Annotated in this window: 16 protein-coding genes; 4 read left to right on the top strand and 12 right to left on the bottom strand. The window is 60.9% G+C overall.

Going from position 1 to position 17,569, the window contains the following annotated elements; translation table 11 throughout:
* Positions 1-14: 14 nt before the first annotated feature.
* The 6 genes from KHO23_RS09175 to KHO23_RS09150 form a co-directional block, all read right to left on the bottom strand.
* On the bottom strand, positions 15-1,382 hold the full coding sequence (locus tag KHO23_RS09175) for an NAD(P)-binding domain-containing protein (RefSeq protein ID WP_211610677.1): 1,368 nt from the start codon (positions 1,380-1,382) through the stop codon (positions 15-17).
* Between the two features lie 82 nt (positions 1,383-1,464).
* Positions 1,465-2,322, bottom strand: a complete 858-nt coding sequence (gene purU / locus KHO23_RS09170; RefSeq protein WP_211610676.1) for a formyltetrahydrofolate deformylase — start codon at positions 2,320-2,322, stop codon at positions 1,465-1,467.
* 51 nt (positions 2,323-2,373) lie between these two features.
* Positions 2,374-3,504, bottom strand: a complete 1,131-nt coding sequence (locus KHO23_RS09165) for an aminomethyltransferase family protein (protein ID WP_211610675.1) — start codon at positions 3,502-3,504, stop codon at positions 2,374-2,376.
* Positions 3,505-3,549: 45 nt separating this feature from the next.
* Positions 3,550-4,566, bottom strand: a complete 1,017-nt coding sequence (locus KHO23_RS09160) for a heme-dependent oxidative N-demethylase family protein (protein WP_211610674.1) — start codon at positions 4,564-4,566, stop codon at positions 3,550-3,552.
* 10 nt (positions 4,567-4,576) lie between these two features.
* Positions 4,577-5,512, bottom strand: a complete 936-nt coding sequence (locus KHO23_RS09155) for a PDR/VanB family oxidoreductase (RefSeq protein ID WP_211610673.1) — start codon at positions 5,510-5,512, stop codon at positions 4,577-4,579.
* Entirely contained in the window at positions 5,509-6,078 is a 570-nt protein-coding gene (locus tag KHO23_RS09150) for a dimethylamine monooxygenase subunit DmmA family protein (protein WP_407946043.1), read from the bottom strand. The genes KHO23_RS09155 and KHO23_RS09150 overlap by 4 nt, the downstream gene beginning before the upstream one ends.
* A 288-nt stretch (positions 6,079-6,366) precedes the next feature.
* Between KHO23_RS09150 and KHO23_RS09145 the strand changes: the two genes are divergently transcribed.
* The 3 genes from KHO23_RS09145 to KHO23_RS09135 are packed head-to-tail and all read left to right on the top strand — an operon-like array spanning position 6,367 to position 8,464.
* Positions 6,367-7,089, top strand: coding sequence for a sensor histidine kinase (locus KHO23_RS09145; RefSeq protein WP_211610671.1), 723 nt, complete (start codon positions 6,367-6,369; stop codon positions 7,087-7,089).
* Entirely contained in the window at positions 7,061-7,708 is a 648-nt protein-coding gene (locus KHO23_RS09140; protein WP_211610670.1) for a response regulator, read from the top strand. Before KHO23_RS09145 ends, KHO23_RS09140 begins: the two co-directional genes overlap by 29 nt.
* 15 nt (positions 7,709-7,723) lie before the next feature.
* Positions 7,724-8,464 (top strand): PAS domain-containing protein, encoded by a 741-nt coding sequence (locus tag KHO23_RS09135; protein ID WP_211610669.1) that lies wholly within the window; start codon positions 7,724-7,726, stop codon positions 8,462-8,464.
* A 65-nt stretch (positions 8,465-8,529) separates the two neighbouring features.
* Here KHO23_RS09135 and KHO23_RS09130 read toward each other — a convergent pair whose 3' ends face one another.
* The 3 genes from KHO23_RS09130 to KHO23_RS09120 all read right to left on the bottom strand — a co-directional run bounded on the left by KHO23_RS09130 (position 8,530) and on the right by KHO23_RS09120 (position 12,478).
* Positions 8,530-10,218 (bottom strand): APC family permease, encoded by a 1,689-nt coding sequence (locus tag KHO23_RS09130; protein WP_236066760.1) that lies wholly within the window; start codon positions 10,216-10,218, stop codon positions 8,530-8,532.
* A 341-nt stretch (positions 10,219-10,559) separates the two neighbouring features.
* On the bottom strand, positions 10,560-11,387 hold the full coding sequence (locus KHO23_RS09125) for a siderophore-interacting protein (protein ID WP_211610668.1): 828 nt from the start codon (positions 11,385-11,387) through the stop codon (positions 10,560-10,562).
* Positions 11,388-11,494: 107 nt separating this feature from the next.
* On the bottom strand, positions 11,495-12,478 hold the full coding sequence (locus KHO23_RS09120; RefSeq protein ID WP_211610667.1) for a PadR family transcriptional regulator: 984 nt from the start codon (positions 12,476-12,478) through the stop codon (positions 11,495-11,497).
* A gap of 226 nt (positions 12,479-12,704) precedes the next feature.
* On the opposite strand from KHO23_RS09120, the gene KHO23_RS09115 reads away from it, so the two are divergent.
* Positions 12,705-12,944, top strand: a complete 240-nt coding sequence (locus KHO23_RS09115; protein WP_211610666.1) for a hypothetical protein — start codon at positions 12,705-12,707, stop codon at positions 12,942-12,944.
* A 1,022-nt stretch (positions 12,945-13,966) separates the two neighbouring features.
* Here the strand turns inward: KHO23_RS09115 and hydA are convergent.
* Genes hydA through KHO23_RS09100 form a run of 3 tightly spaced genes read right to left on the bottom strand, consistent with a single transcriptional unit; the run spans position 13,967 to position 17,448 of the window.
* On the bottom strand, positions 13,967-15,373 hold the full coding sequence (gene hydA, locus KHO23_RS09110; RefSeq protein ID WP_211610665.1) for a dihydropyrimidinase: 1,407 nt from the start codon (positions 15,371-15,373) through the stop codon (positions 13,967-13,969).
* 9 nt (positions 15,374-15,382) lie between these two features.
* Positions 15,383-16,111: a maleate cis-trans isomerase family protein gene (locus tag KHO23_RS09105; RefSeq protein WP_211610664.1), complete on the bottom strand. Its 729-nt coding sequence runs from the start codon at positions 16,109-16,111 to the stop codon at positions 15,383-15,385.
* A 38-nt stretch (positions 16,112-16,149) separates the two neighbouring features.
* The gene (locus tag KHO23_RS09100) at positions 16,150-17,448 is read right to left on the bottom strand and encodes an MFS transporter (RefSeq protein WP_211610663.1); all 1,299 of its coding nucleotides are present in this window, start codon (positions 17,446-17,448) and stop codon (positions 16,150-16,152) included.
* Positions 17,449-17,569: the final 121 nt, after the last annotated feature.

Raw genomic sequence — 17,569 nt, 5'->3', positions numbered from 1 at the left:
CTGGTTCGTGCCGCTTAGCTGGCGGTTTTCAGCGCTGGGACGGGTTCGCCCAGATACGCCTCCATCGAGTCGTCGAGCGCCGACAGCCACGGCGTGTGATGCGGCGGCGATTGTGTGCCGGTCATGAGCGAGCGATAGGACTTGTTGCGGTAGCCCATGATGTCGTCATGCTTGTCGTGTTTCCATTCGACGAAGGTGCGGTTCACGCCCTCAATGTCGAAGCTCGGGTAGTCGGTGGCGTCGAGTAACGTCTGGATATAGCTGCCCTGAAATTCGAACATCTCCTGATTGGTGACGAGCTTCTCTTCCTTCGCTCGCCATGCGAGGCTGTGCGCGGTCATTTCTGCTTTCGGCGGCAGCGCAACGCGGCCGAGAATCACATCGCGCGCATACCAGGCCTGAGCGTCGAACATGTTGAACGAGTACCAGAGGTCCTGCATGCCGAGGTAGATCAGGCCGGGATTGTCTTCCCAGAAAATGCCCTGGTAGAGGTTCAAAGGCCACAGCCGGTTGCCGGTCTTCAGGCGCAGTTCGTCCGGCAGGAACGGAAAGTGATGCTGATACCCGGTGCACAGGATGATCGCGTCGATGCGCTTGTGCGAGTCGTCGGCGAAGTAGGCGATGTTGCCGCGCACGCGCTGCAAGAGCGGTTTCTCTTCCCAGTTGTCGGGCCAGTGATAACCCATCGGCGCGGTGCGATAGCAACTCGTGATGCTCTTCGCGCCGTACTTGTAGCACTGGGAGCCGATGTCTTCCGCCGAATAGCTGCTGCCGATCAACAGCACATCTTTGTCCTTGAACTCCAGCGCGTCGCGGAAATCGTGCGCGTGCAGGATGCGGCCGCCGAAGCTCTCAAAGCCGGGAAAGGTCGGCGCATTCGGCGTCGAGAAGTGGCCGCACGCGTTGATGACATAGTCGAACTCCTCCGACGTGGTCGCGCCGGCGGAAAAGTCTTGCGCGGCGACCGTGAATTTTTGGGTTGCCGCGTCGAAGCTCACCTGACGGACAACCGTATTGAAGCGGATATAAGGCCGCACGCCGGCTTTTTCGACACGTCCGCGAATGTAGTCCCACAACACCTCGCGCGGCGGATACGAGGCGATCGGTTTGCCGAAATGCTCCTCGAAGGTGTAGTCCGCGAACTCCAGACATTCCTTCGGCCCGTTGGACCACAGGTAGCGATACATGCTGCCGTGCTCCGGCTCGCCATTTTCGTCGGTGCCGGTGCGCCACGTGTAGTTCCACATGCCGCCCCAGTCTTGCTGCTTCTCGAAGCAGACGATCTCGGGAATCTCCGCGCCTTTTTCTCTCGCGGACTGGAAAGCGCGCAATTGCGCCATTCCGGAAGGACCTGCACCGATGATTGCGACGCGCTTTTTCATGGTCTTTATCTCACTAGATATCGAGTACGACAATCGAGCAACCCGGCAGCGGCGGCTTGACCGTCAACGAGTTAGGCCGGGTTTATCGGAAGATCACGGTGCGGTCGCGGTTGAGGAAGACGCGATGTTCGGTATGGAATTTCACGGCGCGCGACAGCGCTACTGTTTCTGTGTCACGCCCAATCGCCACGAGACCTTCGGGTTGCAGGACGTGATCGACACGCTGCACTTCCTGTTCGATGATCGGTCCTTCGTCGAGATCTGAAGTGACGTAGTGCGCAGTGGCGCCGATCAGCTTGACGCCGCGTTCGAACGCCTGGTGATACGGCTTCGCGCCTTTGAATCCCGGCAGAAACGAGTGATGAATATTGATGGCGCGGCCGGCGAGCTGCTTGCAGAGGTTGTTAGAGAGAATCTGCATGTAGCGCGCGAGCACCACGAGCTCCGTCTCCGTCTCGGCGACGACCTTCAGCAGTTCGGCTTCCTGCTGGTCCTTGGTTTCCGGTGTTACCGGTAGATAGATGAAACGGATGCCTTCGCGCTCCGCCATCGGCCGCAGGTCCAGATGGTTGGAGACGATGGCGGTGATCTGTATGTGCAACTGGCCTTTGTGATGCCGGTATAACAGGTCGGCGAGGCAATGGTCGAACTTGCTGACCATCAGCAGCACCTTCATCGGCTGCGCGGCACTGTAGAGCTTCCATTGCATCGCGAAGTCGTTGGCGATGCTGCCGAAGTCGGTGCGTAGCTTGTCGATGCTGCCAGTCTTCGCTTCGTTGAAGCGGAACACCGCACGCATGAAGAACGTGCCGTTGGATTCGTCGTCGAATTGCGCCAGTTCGCTGATATAGCAACCCGATTGCGCGAGATAGGACGAGACGGCCGCGACGATGCCGGAAGTGGCCGGGCAACTGATCGTCAGTATGTAGTTCTGGGTCACTGCGACACTCCTGAAAATACGTGAGAGATGTAACGGGAGACCGTCGACGGATTAGCCGATCGCGGTGCGTTTCTTCTTTTCCGGATCGTCGAACGGCAGTTCGGCGGCGCTTGCGCGGGCCTTGATGCGGCCACGCACTTCGAGCGGTGCGCCGGGGCGCGCGTAGTCCACGTCGAGGCGTGCGATCGCCATCGAGCGGCCGGTCAGCCGCGAGACCATGCCGCATGTGACGACGCCGACCTGCTTGCCGTCGTTCCACAATGGGTCGCCGCCGTTGGCTGCTTCGGTGGAGTCCACCAGCACGCCAAAAATCTTGAAACGCTCCTTGCCTTGCAGACGGAAGTGTTCGCCCGCGCCGCAGAACTCGGTTTTTCCCGGCGATACGGTGAAGTCGAGGCCGAGTTCCCACAACGTGTCGCCCGCCTTTTCGTTCGCAAATGGGTACATCTCGGAGTTGTCGTAGGGGAAGAACAGCAGATAGCTTTCGACGCGCAACCAGTCGAGCGCCGTGAACGCGCACGGGATGATGCCGAACGCTGCGCCTTTGTCGAGGACGGTGTCCCAGATGAAGGGCGCATCCGCGGCCTTGCAGAAGATCTCGTAACCGCGCTCGCCGGTATAGCCGGTGCGCGAGATCGTCACCGGCCTGCCGAAGAGTCGCGTTTGCAGATGATGGAAATAAGGCAGATCACGAATGCCCGGCACGTGTTCCGCAAGGAAGTCCACGGCGGCGGGGCCCTGTAGAGACAGATCATGCAGATCGTCGTCGAACAGTACGGCGACCTGGCGGCCCTGCGCGGAGCGAACGAGGCGCTCATAGCCGGTGCCGGAGCCATGCACGACCATGAACGCATTCGGCCCGGTCCGGTAGACGATGCAGTCGTCGATAAACTTGCCGTCTTCATTCAGTATCGCCGCATACACCGACTTGCCCGGGTAGAGCTTGCTGACGTCGCGTGTGGTTGCCCAGTTCAGCAGGCTCTCCGCGTGCGGGCCGACGTAGTGGACCTTCTTCAGGCCGGATACATCCATCAGGCCAGCCTTGGTGCGAATCGCCTCGTGCTGATCGGCAAGGTCGCCGGAGTAGGTCCATGCGGTGCCCATTCCGTTCCAGTCTTCGAGGTTCGAGCCTAATGCGCGATGACGGTCCGCGAGCGCGGAAATACGCCATGAATTAGCCATGTCTGCTACTCCAGAGGTGAGGGGGTATGCGAAATCAGCAAGGCATCAGAGACCGTCGTCGAACTGGCTCAACCAGTCGACAACGGTCTTCCGGTAGCGCGTCATGCCCTTGTAGTCGGCAATCGGTTCAGGCAGGTCGCGCAGGACCCGATGAAGGCGGCGCGCCCACGCCGGATGCGTGACGAGCTCGGCCATGCTGGCGAGATACGTGCGGATGCTGAACATCAGCGCGTTGCTCTGCGGAAGCCGCGCCATGAATTGCAGTTCGACGCGCAGATGCACGCATTGCGCGACGTTCTCAGGCGTCACCTGACCGCGCTCTGCGCCCCACAGGTGGTAGTTTTCGGGGGCGGTATCGAGGCGCGGGTTGATTGTGAGCGTCCAGTTCAGACGCCGTACCGGACGGTCCACCTGAATGTTCAGCAGATACTTGAGCGCGCGATCGAAGATGCCCAAGTCGTGTGCCATCGGCACCGGCGAATGCCATTGCCTGAAACTCATTCCCGCGTCGAACGCGAGCGACCAGTCCGCAGGACCGGTGATGATGCCGGCATCCATGAAGAGATCGCCGTCGCGTTGATCGAGCAGCGCGATATCGCCTTGCGTTTGCCGCATGACATATTCGAGCGGCTCGCACGGCAAGGTCTGCGCGTCGCCGAAACGGAACGCCTGCTCGATGCCGAGCGCACGATTGCTCCATAAGCACTGATCGCCCTTGCGCTTAAGCGAAAACAGCTCGGGATAATCCTGGGCGAGATGCTCCATGATCATTTCCAGCGTGTCCCACGAGGCTTTCTGCATGTGCGGCATCACCATGCAGCGGTGCGGATCGTTTTGCAGCACGATTGCGCGCTCGGCGACTTCGGAGCGATAGTGCTCGTCGATATCGAACCAGTGCTCGAAGACCGAGCCCGGATCGCGCGGCAGGGCCGGTTCGATATTCACCGAATACATGTAGGCGTCTTCGGGAAACGGAAAAGGGAAGCGCGCAATGGCGGCTTCACTGTTGCGAAACGAAAACGTCTCACGGTAGCTTTCGGCGGGTTTCAGAATGACGCTCATGGCGCGGTCCTCAGAGGTCAAGGAAAAGAGAGGTGCTGTGGGCACGCGAGACGCACGGCATCAGATGCGTGACGCGCTCGGATTCCTGAAGCACCAGATCGCGGTGGTCGACGTCGCCGGCAACGTGGCGCGTCGCGCATTGGCCGCAGACTCCGCCGCGGCACAGGTTCGGGATCTCGAGTCCGCTCGCTTCGAGCGCTTCCAGCAGGCTCTGGTCAGCCGCCACGTCCAACCTCGCGCCACTGCGCATGAGGGTCACGACGAACGGCGTGCCGGGCTGCGTCGCGGCGAATGCTTCCCAGTGCACGCGGCCGTCTGGCCAGCCGAGCGCGCGAGCTGTCTCGCGCACGGCTCTCAGAAGCGTTTGCGGACCGCATACATAGACATGCGTCCCCAGCGGGCGACCACGTAGCACCCGTTCGATATCGAGTCGCACGCGCTCGCCGTCGTAACCATGAAAACGGTTGCCGAGGCGCTCGCTCAACTCGGCGCGATACGCGTCGGTAAGCCCTTGCCGATAGGCGTAGTGCAATTCGAAATCGGCGGCGTCGCGCTCCAGCGCGGCGATATGCGCGACAAATGGCGTGATGCCGATGCCGCCCGCGATCAGGATGTGAGCCCGCGCGCCGGAATGCAGTGCAAACAGATTGGCCGGTGGCGTAATTTTCAACGCCGATCCTTCCCGGACACGCTCATGCATGAACACCGAACCGCCGCGCGAATCCTCCTGCTTGCGCACGGCGATGCGATAGCTGGACGCGTTCGCCGGATCGCCGAGCAGCGAATAGGCGTTGCGCAATGGGCGCTCGTCCAGCGGCAAGCGCACCTGGATATGACTGCCGGAAGAAAACTTCGGTAACCGGCCGTGCACGGCGGTCAGCGTGAACTCGCGTACCACCGGTGTCAGCAGCCGTGTCGCTTCTACGCGAACCTTGATCGTGTTCATGCGCGATCCTCCAGGTAAGGGCGATCCGGATCGGCGCAGACGCCGAGATACGCGCCGACGCGCTCTGAGAAATGCTGGCGCACGCCGAGGTTGATGCCACAGCCGATGCATTCGACTTCGGGCAGTGCGTCGTAGACGTGCGATGCACTGCAATGCACGCAATACACGGCGCGCGGTGCGGCAACGAGTTCGGCGCTGATTTCTTCCGGCAACATGCCCGCTTCGCAGGCGAGACGACGGATGCGCCAGATGAACGCTTCGTCGCCGCATACATAGAGCCGCAAGCCGATTGCCGAGCGATCCAGGGTCGCGAGAAGATGGCGCTCGAGCGCGTCGTACGTCGGGAAGAACGACGCGCCGCGAGCCGTAGCTGAGGTATCGCCTTGAACGAGCAGCGTGCTCAGGTCCGGCTCGAGCGGCAGCGTCGCGATGAAAGCCGCGATCTTCGTGAGTGCGTCGGCTTGAACGACCACAACGTGTTGACGCGCAGCCTCACATATCCGGAGTGCCTGATATCGCGGAAGGCTTGGAGGAGAGCCTGATGATCTGTCGTGCGTCGGTGTCATGTATTTGATTGCCGGTTTTGTCGATGCGGGCAAAACGCGTGGATCATGTTTCGCTTCAAACGTGTGCACTTGCATCTGAACTAAAACGGGGCATTTGCTCCATTCGAGTGCGTTGCGAAGCGCGGGTCTAACGGACAAAACACTCGAAAAGCGGCGTTCCCCACAAGCAAAATAGTTTCTTAAAGGGAAACGCCGTTCAATCCTGACAACGAGGTATGCCCAAAGGAGTAGGGCCGCAAAGGGCACGTTTCTTGCCTCTAAGATCACTTTTCTCGTGGGGTGGCCTGCATGGCGGTGAGCCGGACCCTGATGCAGCGCGACGCATCCACGCAAGTGGTGGATGGGGGCGATGAGGTCGATTGCGACGGGGGTACCCGTGCGCTGATCCGTGAACTTCATGATTCGGTCGCACAACAACTGGGCTTCATGTCGTTTCTCGTCAGCCGTGTGCAACAGCAGGTGCGTAATCCCGATGCAGCGGAACCGTTGCTCGCGGAGTTGCGAACCACGATGACGCGGCTGCAGCGCGACGTTCGCCAGTTGATCACCGGTGCGCGCCTGACTCTCGAAGGGCGCTCGTGGCGCCAGGCGCTGGCTGACTCTGTCGATGAGTTTTCGCGGCGCTGCAACGTGGTTTTCGAACTGGACAACCGCGTGCCGGAAATCGAACTCGCGCCGGATGTTGCGCTGCACGCGTTGCAGATCGTGCGCGAAGCGTTATCGAACGTGGTCCGCCATGCTCATGCGAGACATGCCCGGATCGAAGTGATGGGCGATCCCACGGGCGCTTTGTGCGTGACCGTGACGGACGACGGGCTCGGGTTGCGGCCTGCATCGGTGGAGGAAAATCACTACGGGTTGGAGATCATGCGCGAACGGGCGCGTGCGATCGGCGCACGAGTCGCGATCGAGAATGTGCAGCCGAGCGGCACGCGGGTACGCCTGCTTGTCCCGAATGACGATGCCAGAAGGGAGTCCCTTGATGGATCCGACGACGTTGCTTCTGATTGACGACCATCCGCTGTTCCGGCGTGGCCTCGCCGAGTACTTCAACTCGACTGGGGAGTTTCAGGTGGTCGGGGAAGCTTCCAGCGGCCGGCAGGGCATTGCGCTCGCGGAGCAGTTAAGGCCTGGTCTGATCCTGATCGATCTTCACATGCCGGGATTGGGTGGTTTGCATGTGCTCGATGAACTGGGCCAGCTCGAAATCGAGAGCCGCAAGGTCGTGCTGACCGCCTCGCTCGATCGCAACGAGTTGTTGAGCGCGCTGCGTCTCGGCGCCGACGGTTATATGTTGAAGGAAACCGAGCCGGACGATTTGCGGCTCTACATACGCAACTGTGTGCAAGGCGTGATCGTGCTCGACGATTGTCTGGTCACGCTTCTCGCGAATGACGACGATGTGCCCGAAGGGGAAAGAGGCACTCGCCAGGTCGAACTGACCGAGCGCGAAGCGCAGACACTGGCGCGCATTTCCGAGGGTATGAGCAACAAGCAGATCGCGAGGCAATTGGGCATTAGCGACGGCACGGTCAAGGTCTATGTCAAGAATCTGCTGCGCAAGTTGAATTTGCGTTCCCGGCTTGAACTGGCCGCGTGGGTTCACCGCGATGCCCTGGCGCGTCAATGATGAAGGCGTAAATGAATGCAAGATAATGCTGTTGTAAGCGAAATGGCCGCCAGCGCGTCGGGCCTCGACGCCTATCCGGTCGCGCTGTTGCAAGTGGATACCGAAGGCTGCATTCGCCACGCAAACGCTGCGTGGAGCGAACTGATGGAAGCCAGCGTCGCGGGCGTCGAGCTAGCCGCGTACGTGCATCCGGAAGATCGGCTGATCTGGCGCGCGGTGCTGGAGCGGCTGCGCAATGAAAGCGGTGCCTGCATGCGCGAGCGAATCCGCTTTGTTCATCCGCACGGCCAACTTCGCTGGCTGGAGGTGGCATGCCGCCGGCACAAAGACGCCTTCTTTATCGCCGCATTCGACACCACGGCGCAAAAACGTCAGGAGACTTCAATCGAAGCCAGGCTGCGCAGCGCGATGGGCCTCCTGAACGGCGTGCCGGGCCTGATCTATCGCGGCCGCAACAATCCGTCGTGGTCGATGGAATTCGTCAGCGACGGTTGCGAAGAGTTGACTGGCTATCCGGCTGCCTGGTTTGTCGATAGTCACGAACATAGCTACAGCCAGTTGATCGTGCCGGAAGACGTCGATTACGTCTGGCGCGGCGTGCAGGAAGCACTGGCGGATCGCAGGCCGTTTGAACTGCGCTATCGCATTCGCGGGGCGAATGGTGTGCTGAGAAACGTCTGGGAACGTGGTATCGGCATTTATTCGGCCAGCAGCGAAGTGCTGGGTATCGAAGGTGCGATCTTTGCCGTGCGATGAACTTCGCCCGTGTTACGCGGAGATTCACGCAACACGGGCGTTCGATCGTCAGAAGAAGTGTGCAATCAGGTCGTGATCCAGTGGCTTACGAAGACGACCACCACGCCAAGCGCCAATACCGCATACGGCAGAAAACCCGCGCGCCGCTGGGCGTTGTCGTTCGACAGATCCATGTCGTCCAGCATCGCGTCCGGGAAGCGGCCTTTGTCTGTCACGTAGTGGCGCCAGATGAACACCGGTACGATCAGCGCCGAGAAGACGATGCCCGAAATCAGGGTGCCCTTGCCCCATACATCCGCCCCCAGCCCCATCAATGCGAGATTGACGAACGACAATACGGCGCCGGCGCCGAGCACCCATTTCGGCGCTTTGAAAGGGCGCTCCCAGGTTGAACGGTCGAGCCGGTGGATCCACGCGGCATTGAGATTCAGGAAGTTGAAGATGATGTAGCCTACATTCGACATCGCGAGTACGACGACATAGTCGGACATCAGCAGCAGCACGAGATTGAATACGAGGTCGGTCCACATTGCGCGTGTCGGTGCGCCGTTGTGGTTGACGTGAGACAGATATTTCGGCAACCAGCCGTCAACGGAAGCCTGATAGAGCGTGCGCGACGAACCCGCCATCGACGTCATGATGGCGAGCACGAGCGCGAATACCAGCATCGGTTTCAGAATGAGTGCGCCCAGGTTGCCGGCGTGCACGATTTGCGCCATCGCTTCGGAAACGCCCATGCCGCTGTAAATGCCCGGCGACAGAATGCCGTCATAGACAGCCGGCTGCGTGATGTTGCCGGCAGCGTCCTTGACCTCGGGCGAGACGAGTTGGCCGAGACCGAGGGCGCCCTGGAACGCGAGCGGGACGAGCGTGAAGAACACGAGGCACAGGAGTCCGGAATAAACGATCGCCTTGACCGTATCGCGGCGAGGATCCTTGAATTCGCGCGTGTAGCAGACCGCCGTTTCGAATCCGTAGGTGGACCACGCGGCGATAAAGAGTCCGCCGGCCATCAGTTCGATGCTACTCAAATTCCAGGTGCCGTCTATAACACGGCCGCCGGCGTCTTTTGCCAGCGGATAGAGCGGGAACAGGTTGTGCATCGGCAAATCGCCTGTCAGTAGCGGATAGACGCCGACCAATAGGAGCGGCAGCAGCGCGGAGATCGCGAGAATCATCTGGAGCCGCGCGGCTTGCAGAATGCCGCGATGCTGGATCGCGAACGTCGTTAGCAGGATCGCAGCGCCGATCACGAAGGTCGCATTGACCCGCAGACTCAGCCCGCTCGAAAGCCAGCCAAGATCGACCAGCGTGATTTGCCACGTGTTGATCGCGGAGGTTGCGGGGAACAACATGTTCAGCACGTAGCCCGCACCGAGGCCGGACCCGATCGCCAGCACGGTTGACCACGCGAACCAGTTGCACCACACGGAGAGAGGCGCGAGCAGCTTGCTGTAGCGCACCCAGGCGATTGCGCCATACACCGATGCGCCGCCGGACTTGTGTGGAAACAGCCCGGCGATCTCGGCGTAGGAAAAGGACTGGATGAAGCCGAAACAGATTGAAATGGTCCAGATGATCCACGACGGCTTGCCGACGGTCGCCGCAATCGAGCCGATCGAGAACAGCACCAGAGCCGGTACACCACTGGCTACCCAGAATGCGCCCGCCCAGCCAATCTTTCTATGAAGTCCTGTCGCGTCTACTGGTGCGGCAAGATGGATCTCCTGACCTGCATCGTTTACTGAACTCACGTTCGGCCCTCCAAAGGTGTCGTCACTCTGGCGACATTTACCGGCCAATATCGGCGGGGCAAGGGGCGCGAAGAGGTACTCCCTCGGAGGGGGTAGTAAGAAATCCTTAAGGGTAGGGGGGCTCGATGCATTCAGTCCCGGCTGGCTTTCCGACGCCGAGACAGATGAATCCCCGTGAGCGTGCGGCGCACGGATACCCATTCATTTCGAATTAGTAATCCCTTTCATATTGGCTTTGCTCGCGTGATTTCGTTTGCCGCGAAAACACCCGTTATCGCGGCTCACATAGCTCAGACGGCTCGCCCAACGTACGCAGTTCATTGTGCGCGCGCTGCGGACGGTCAATCGTCGAGCGACTCGTGTACCGCTTCGGCACCCTGTTTCCAGTAGCTGGCCGCGCGAATGCGCGACTTGTCGACGCCACGTTCCGTGCACAGGTGGTAGCGCACCGCGCGCATCGTCGCGGATTCGCCGGCGGCCCACACGTAGCCTTCACCGTCTTCGGGTAAGTAAACTTCGCGTACTGCCTGCAGCAAGGCCTCGCCGCGATAGCCCGATTCGCTGCGATGGCGCCAGACGATATGCAGTTCGGCCCGCGTCGCGAATTCGATCTGTGCCGACCGGTCGGCCACCTCGATCACGGCCGCGACGCGTGTGCCGGCAGGCAACTCTTCGAGGCGGCGGGCAATGGCCGGCAACGCGGTATCGTCGCCGATCAGCAGATGCCAGTCGAAGCCGGTCGGGATCACCAGCGAGCCGCGCGGGCCGCCAATGCCGAGATACTGGCCCGCCTTGGCTTGCGCCGCCCATGTTGCAGCCGGGCCGGCCTCGTGCATGGCGAACTCGATGTCGAGTTCGCGCGCCTCGGCGTCGAAGCGGCGCGGCGTGAAGTCGCGGGCGATCGGCCGCGGCTGGCCGGCGGGAAACTCGGGACCGTCAGGGCCGGCTTCCGGCAGCACGGGTTTGTCGGCGCCGGGCTCGGGGAAGAACACTTTGATGTGATCGTCGAACGAAGCGGAGACAAAGTCGTGCAGATCCTCGCCCGTGAAGGTGACGCGAATCAGATGCGGAGTCAGCGCGCGCACCGTTTTGACCTGCAACAGACGGAACTTCAGGGGATGCCGTACGCGATGGACCGCCAGATCGGCCCGGTTGTCATTTGTCAGCATAAGGGTGTCATTCCTGTTGGTTTGATTGGCGTGCGAAGGTGCGAAGGTGCGAAGGTGCGCATGGGCGCCTTCGCGCGCGAATGTCGGGTAGCGCGATCTGTGCGATCTCAAGCGGCCGGCACGCTGCTGCCTTCACCGCTGCCGGGATTGCCTTCGCCTTCGATTTCTTTTGCCGCGCGCATCAGGATCGCGGCGATGCGGCGCTGCTCAGCGGCCGGTGCATTGTCTCGGCGCAGGAGCGCATGTTTCAGCGCGCGGCGTGCCTCGTTCAGTTCCGGCAGCCAGCCGCCTTCGCTGATGTCGGCCGGCTCTTCACCGGCAAACGCGCGGCGCACGGAATCCATCTTGCGGGCGATATGCGCCAGTTTGGCGAGCATCAATTCGACGCGGTCGCGGTTGGCGGCCAGGTACTCGCGGCCCGTCTCCGAGAGTTCGTAACGCTTGCGGTTGCCTTCGAGTTGCACGGTCACGTAGCCGAGTTCTTCCAGATACGTGAGCGCCGGATAAACCATGCCGGGACTCGGACTGTAGAAACCGTTCGAGCGCGTTTCGAGTGCCTTGATCAGCTCGTAGCCATGGCTCGGCTGTGCTTCGATCATCGAGAGCAGCAGCAATTGCAGGTCGTCGGAGCTGAATTTGCGGCCGCGCGGAAAACCGTCGCCGTCGCCACCGAAACCACCCGGGCCGCCGCCACCGAAGCGCCCGCGGCCACCGCCCCGATGCTCGTGATGCCGGCCGATCGCGTGCCACAGTGCGTGAAGCGAGAAGCGGTCGTGGCCGAAGCCGCCGCGGTCACCGCGGTTGCCATGATCGCGGTCGTCGCCTTGGAACTCGTGCCGGCCGCCATGGTGGCCGCGCTCGTGGCCTCGAAACTCGTGCCGGCTGTCACGGCCACGCTCGTTGTCTTGAAACTCGTGCCAATCGCCGCGTCCGCCATGGTGGCGTTCAAATCCTTCACTGCGCGCCTCACTGCCGCGCTCGTAGCGACGGGCGAACGCATGCCAAAGCGCATGCAGCGACGGGCGGTCATGCCCTGCGAAGAAACCTTCGTCCGCGCCACGCGAACGGGAAAAACGATGGTGATGACGCATCTTGGGTACTCCCATTTGTGTCTTAAGATGTGTCGTAAGATATATATCTAAAGATAGTTTGTCAAACGTATTTTTGCATTTATCGGCAGACAACAAAGTTTGCGGGGAGCGGAGAGCGGCCGTTCAAGTGCAGCAAAGTCTGCGGCATCGTCCATTTTCATTGAGCGATGCACCAATTTCACCGGAGGCTGACCTGCGGTGCTGCCTTATAAAAGGAGGCTTGTCGATGCCGTTGCTGGAAAAGGTGGCCGTTTCTGAACGTCCACGCGTAGTGACAGTTGCGTCCATTGCACACAAACGGGGACGCATCAATTTCGATGATTTCCAGTCCACGCGACGCTACCGTTCGAGTCAGTTGCTCGAATGGCGGTTGTGCCTCGTGAACCTGCCGTCGAAGTCGATCTGGGTCGAATGGCCGCTTAGCGGTGATTTGGGAACGTCGAGAGAGCTGACTCGCCGGGCTTAATGCCTCGACACCGACGACAACTTGCTAGGAACGTCGTTCGTGTTTCCGAGCCGCCACACATCATGTGAAGCGTCGAATAAACGGACCACACATGCCATGACCAAACCGAACAGACTGTGCCAGTCAGTCAGTCGAAGTGCCGAAGCAGCGGCCGCACGAACGTGCCTTGCCCAGCCGCAGGCGCCCGGCGCTCACTGTCACCTCACGATCGCAGTCGCACCGGCAAACCCACAAACCATCGCCAGCGTACCGATCGGTCGTCAGCTGGCCAAACACCTCGCCGCCCCGCAGCGCAGGTGAGCCTGGGCGGGATCGCCACACACGACGCTGCTCACGGCAGCCACAGTCCCGCGTTCTGCCGCCTTCCACCGCCTCAAGTTCGACAGTCACGTGGCCGCCGCAACGGCAGCTCCAGAGCCACCTATCGGCGCCGCGATATTGAAGCGCGACAAGGTAGCCGAAGGTGCGACCAGCGACATCGCGACTAGGCGGAAAGGGCCATTCAGGCAGCAAGGGGGGACGGATACGCTGATTCACAAAAGGTAAATGGGATTCGGCAACCTACTTTCAAGGCATCAGTGCTGCCCGTCGCTTCGCGGGCGTGGCTCAGGAAAACAGGGGCAGAGGGGCCCCAGACAATCCATGAATCGGCACTTCGTTATAAGGAGCGCGTGCGCAAGCTGGCACCGCAGCAACATGCCGATGATAGTTCGTGGACGTTCTCTTGGGTGAGTGACGAACAGCTGAGACGGCGTCATAACGACTATTTGCAACGGACACATGTCGGCCAGCTCCAGCCATTTGGACAGACGGATCAGCGGCACAGAATCTACGCCAGCGGCTTTGGGGACGACCGACGGCAAGTCGGCCGCAGCTGCGACCTGTCTGCTGACGCCGGAGGATTGCGCTGGTCCTGTTCCGCTGACAGCGCAGGCGGTCAGTGCCAGCAACGCGTTAATCGCCCGGTGAATTTCATGGCGTGCCCCTTAAGGATCGTGCATGCAGCTCCGCTGTCCCCTGGCTCAATCGAGGCACGGCCTGCCGGCGGCTATGAACTGGCCACGTCCCGCTTCGGCCCCGACAAACCGTCCGTCCTCAACCAGCAGTTCGCCACGGGACATGCAATGCCGCGGCCACCCCGTGACCTCAATCCCCTCGTAGGGCGTGTAGTCGACCGCGTGATGCAGCGATGCGTTTGCAATCTTGACGCGTCGCTGCGGATCCCACACGACGATGTCCGCATCGGCGCCGACGGCAATCGTTCCCTTGCGCGGATAAAGTCCGTAGAGCTTCGCCGGGCGGAGCGCCGTCAGTTCCACAAACTGGTGCAGCGACAGACGTCCTTCGTTGACGCCGTTGAACAGCAGCGGCAAGCGCGTCTCGAGCCCCGGAATGCCATTGGGAATGTGATTGAACGCGACTTCGTTACCGCCGGGCTTCTTGCCGAGCGGGTCGTCGTAAGAAAAAGGCGCATGGTCCGACGATACGATCGAGAACACACCTTGGCGCAGCGCCTTCCAGACCGCCTTCTGATTCTCCGGATCGCGCGGTGGCGGACTGCACACGCACTTCGCACCTTCGTATTCGCCGCCGCCAAGATCCGCTGCGGTGAGATACAGATATTGCGGACAGGTCTCAGCCAGAATCGGCAGGCCCCGCGTCTGTCCCCAACGAATCTGCTCGATGGCGTCGGCCCCGGATACATGCACGATCAGAATCGGCACGTCCACCAGCTCCGCGAATGCGATCGCCCGATGCGTCGCCTCACGCTCGACCACCGCGGGCCGCGCATGCGCATGAAAATGCGGCGCGACGTGTCCATCGCCGAGCAGCCGTTCCGTGAGCCAGCCGATGCAGTCTGAATTCTCCGCGTGCACCATGACAAGCGCGCCATGCGCGCGCGCCACCGACAGGACATCGAGCATTTCGCGATCGTTCAGCTTGAGATCGTCGTAGGTCATGTAGACCTTGAACGACGTGTAGCCGTTGGCGATCAGGCGAGGCAACTCATCGGCGAGCACGTGCGGCGACGGATCCGACACGATCAGATGAAACCCATAGTCGATCACCGCCTTACCCGTCGCGCGGGCATGGTAATCGTCGACGGCCGCCTGCAGCGATTGCCCTTTGTGCTGGGCCGCAAACGGAATCACGGTAGTCGTACCGCCGCATACGGCCGAGCGTGTGCCGCTCAGGAAATCGTCGGCCATGCGCATGCCTTCCGGCATCGGCTGATCCAGATGACAGTGGCCGTCGACGCCGCCTGGCAGCACCAGCAGCCCACTGGCATCGAGTTCGCGCGGTGCGCGCGGCAGATCGTGTCCAAGCATCGCCACGCGGCCATCGCGAATGCCGATGTCGCACGAAAACCGGTCCGACGCGGTGACCACGTCGGCGTGACGAATCACGAAATCGAGTTCGTTCGACATGGTTGCTTCCTAAACGACTTCGTTGAACAGGCGGCCCCAACCTGTCACGCACCGCGTGTCGTAGTCCGCCAGTTGCAGGGATTTCCACACGACGGTCGCAATCGTGTCGTAGATCGGAATGCCCGTTTCCCGTTCCAGTTCGGGAACGAGGTGTGCCGCATTCAGATTGGTGCAGAAGATGGAAATCGCTTTTGGCTTCGCTTGCGCGACTTCGCGAACCATCCTGCGAATTTCGTCACCCGCGACTTCGGAGAACGAGAAATTCACCTTCAGGTTCAGATGCCGTTCATCGACGCAGTTGAAGCCCGAACGACGATAGTTGTCGACGATCTTCGTCTGCACGTCGTCGAGATAAGGCGTGACGAGACCGAAATCCTGCGCGCCGGTCTTGCGCAGGATTTCGTTGAGCGCCAGCACGGAAGTGGTCGCGGGAATGCCCGTCGCCTCGGTGATGCGGCGGCACAGCCGCTCGTCGGCCTCGAAGCCCAGCCAGCCCGACGACGTGCCGTTCCAGGCGATCACGTCGACCTTCGCGTCGGCCAGCAACTGGGCGGCCTGGATGATCTTCGAATCGTCGAACTGTCCGAGCGCCTGATCGCTGAGCGAAATTTCGGTGACAGGAAAACGCGCAAAGTGTGCCGATACGTCCGGCAATCCGGCGACCATCGCGCTCGTGAGCGGTTCGAGCGAGGTGTTGGACGAGGGCGTCAGCATGCCGAGTAGGGTACGTTTTTTCATCGTGATATCTCTGGTTGACAACAACGGTCGGTCAAACATCAAACGGGGATTTTCGTTTCGTAGTCGATTGAGCTCGAGCAGAACAGCAAGCCGAGCCCGGCGGCAGCGAAGAACATCAGTGCAAGGAAATACGAGCCGGTGAACTGGACGATCGTGCCGACAATGATCGGCACCGTGATGCCGCCGATATTGCCGCCAAGATTCATGAAGCCACCGAGAAAGCCAATCTTGTTACGGCTGCCGAGTGACGATGGGATGCACCAGTAAAGTCCGCACCACCGCAGGAAGAACAGCGTGGATGAGAGCAACGCCACCACGACCACGGGACTAGTCACATAGGCAACCGAGAAGATCGACACGGTTGCCACTATCGCGGCGATGCCGAACAAGGTGCGCATGACGACGTTCGGCCGTCCTCCCGCCGCCTTCCATTTGTCCGCAATCCAGCCGCCGATGAGCTCACCGATGAAGCCGCTGAAGAAAATGATGAAGCTCGAGCCGCCCATCTGCTTGATGTCGAACCCGTGCACCTTGTGCAGATAGTTGGGCATCCAGGTCAGCAGACCGTAGAACACGGTGTTGAAACACATCCAGCCGAAAAACATGCACCAGACCGAGCGGTACTTGAGGAAATCCTGCGACCGGCCGGACAGCATCGCCGGTTCGAGCGCGGCGTCACGGGCATGGGATGCCTCGATATAGCTCGCCTCGAGTTCATTGACGCCGCGATGTTCACGCGGCGAATTGCGGACGTAATACCAGGCGAGGATCCCCGCCAGCACCGTGCCGATACCGGCGACCGCAAATGCAATCCGCCATGAACCGAGCACGGCGATCAGGCCCGTAATCAGGATTGCGCCCAACGCGGCGCCAAGCGGTGCGCCGCCGTCGAGCAGGGTCGCGCCGCGGCCCCGTTCGGTCTGCGTCATCCAGATGGCGTTGAGCTTGCCGCCGGCCGGATAGATCGGCGCTTCCGACACGCCGAGTCCGAGGCGCGTGAGAAGGAGTCCGGGCGCACTCGTGCAGACCGCCGCGAGTGCCTGAAACAAGCCCCAGAACACCGTCGCGGCCGCGATAACGACGCGTGGCTTATAGCGGTCCGCGAGCATCCCGCCTGGAATCTGCATGACTGCATAGGTCCAGAAGAACGAACTGAGGATCAGTCCCTCCATGGCCGGGCCGATATCGAACTCCTTCGAAATCAGCGGCATGGCGACCGACAGCGACGCCCGGTCAACGTAATTGATGGCGATCAGACTCAGCATGACGACGAAAATCTTCCATCGGACGGCGGATTTTCCTTCCGTCATGGCTGCAACACCGGGTGAGGACGACATAGACATGCTCCTGGGTAGGCGAGTGTTTTCGTGACGTCGCGCAACGTTCACCGGAGTATAAGATTAGTAATCTGTAATTACACATATCGCAAACCCCTGGTTTAATTGGTTTTATTTGTGA

The sequence above is a fragment of the Paraburkholderia haematera genome (assembly GCF_905220975.1).
GTDB lineage: Bacteria > Pseudomonadota > Gammaproteobacteria > Burkholderiales > Burkholderiaceae > Paraburkholderia > Paraburkholderia haematera.
This window is presented reverse-complemented; position numbering and strand designations above follow the sequence as displayed.